The organism is Variovorax sp. WDL1 (genome assembly GCF_001541225.1).
Classification (GTDB): Bacteria; Pseudomonadota; Gammaproteobacteria; order Burkholderiales; family Burkholderiaceae_C; genus Variovorax.
On the sequence record NZ_LMTS01000213.1, the window covers coordinates 14,099 to 15,396 of the forward strand.

Here is a 1,298-nt window from a genome sequence, read left to right on the forward strand (position 1 = left end):
CTCTTCACGCTGCGACTTGTTGTCCGAGAGCGCGGTCTGAAGCTCGGTGCGCAACTGCTTCACTTGGGCAACGAGCGTCGCCACGGTGTCGCGCGGGGTGTCGCCTTCGATGCCCAGCGCCTTCATTTCCTCGGGCGTGAGCTGGGCGCCGTTGTCCGCCGCGGGTGGCGCCGTGCCGCCTCCACCCGAGAACAGCCGGATACCGGCGAACAGCACCAGGATGGCGACAGGGATCATCAGCCACTTGAGCAGGCCGTTACTGCGCATGGCGGGCCTCCTTGGCGTTCTCGTCGCCGTCCGGCTGCGGCAGATGCACGGCAGGGTCGAAGCGGTGAATCGCCGGCAGCAGCGACTGCGCGAGGCCGCGGCCGCGCGTGACCAGGTACAGCACGGTCGTGTCCTCGGTCGTGCCGCGCGGGCCCAGCGCCTTGTGCTGGAAGGTGGCGGTGAGGAAATCGCCTTGCAGCACGCGCGGGTCGAGCGCGACCCAGTCGGCGCCGGTGTTGGTGAGGCGCACGGCAGTCACCCATTGGTCTTCCAGGCGCCACGACGCGAGCACGGCCGCGCGCACCGGCAGCGTTGGCATCAGTGTGTCCAGGTCGAGGTCGCGGGGAAGGTTGACCCGCATGACGCCCGGAAGCGGCTCGACGGTGCGCAGCGGTGCGTAGAGGTTCTGCGCGGCGAAGCGCGTCAGCACGACAGGGACCGGAGTTTCGCGCCGCGCGGTCCGCGCACCTGCCTGGCCCTGGGCGCGTGCCGGGGCCTCGGCACTGTCGGCCTGCTCGCCATAGCGTCCCGGTGCGCTGTCACCCTCGACGATGCGCACCGGCTCCAGCTCGGCTTCCCCGTCCTTGGGCGGTTCGGCTGCGATGTCCAGCAGGATCAGCGCGCCCGTGTCGGCGTCCTGCAGTTGCAACCGCGTGGGCTCGATCGGCTCGCTGGCACGCAGGTACACCGCGCCGCCCGCACTCTGCACGCGCAGGCGTTTGCCCACGCCTGCGGGCACGCCCACGCGCACGTTCCGGTCGATGAATACGATGCGTTCCTGACCGACCTTCAGCGGCACTGCCAGTGGCATGCGTTCCCAACGCAGGATCTCCACCGCCTGGGCGACGGGTGCCGCGGCCACGGCCAGTAGCCCCAGCAGCGCGAGTACAGGATGCTTCATGGGGTGTTTCCTCCTTGAGGCGCTTGCGGATTCAGGTCACTCGGCGCCGGGCGCGCCGGCTCCGGTGCACTGATGCGCTGGGGCGCGCCTTCGTAGCAGTCCAGCGCCAGGCCGAACGGGTTGCGGGCGG

Annotated in this window: 2 protein-coding genes and 1 pseudogene; all 3 read right to left on the reverse strand. The window is 70.3% G+C overall.

Annotation, left to right across the window (positions count from 1 at the left end; translation table 11 throughout):
- A pseudogene (locus APY03_RS26950) lies at window positions 1-267 on the reverse strand (TIGR03752 family integrating conjugative element protein); the annotation flags it as partial.
- Window positions 257-1,168, reverse strand: coding sequence for a TIGR03749 family integrating conjugative element protein (locus tag APY03_RS26955; protein WP_068681682.1), 912 nt, complete (start codon window positions 1,166-1,168; stop codon window positions 257-259). The gene APY03_RS26955 and the pseudogene APY03_RS26950, both read right to left, overlap by 11 nt.
- Window positions 1,165-1,298, reverse strand: a 134-nt coding sequence (locus APY03_RS44575; RefSeq protein ID WP_232324433.1) for a DUF2895 family protein, incomplete at its 5' end; no start/stop codon positions are given. The genes APY03_RS26955 and APY03_RS44575, both read right to left, overlap by 4 nt.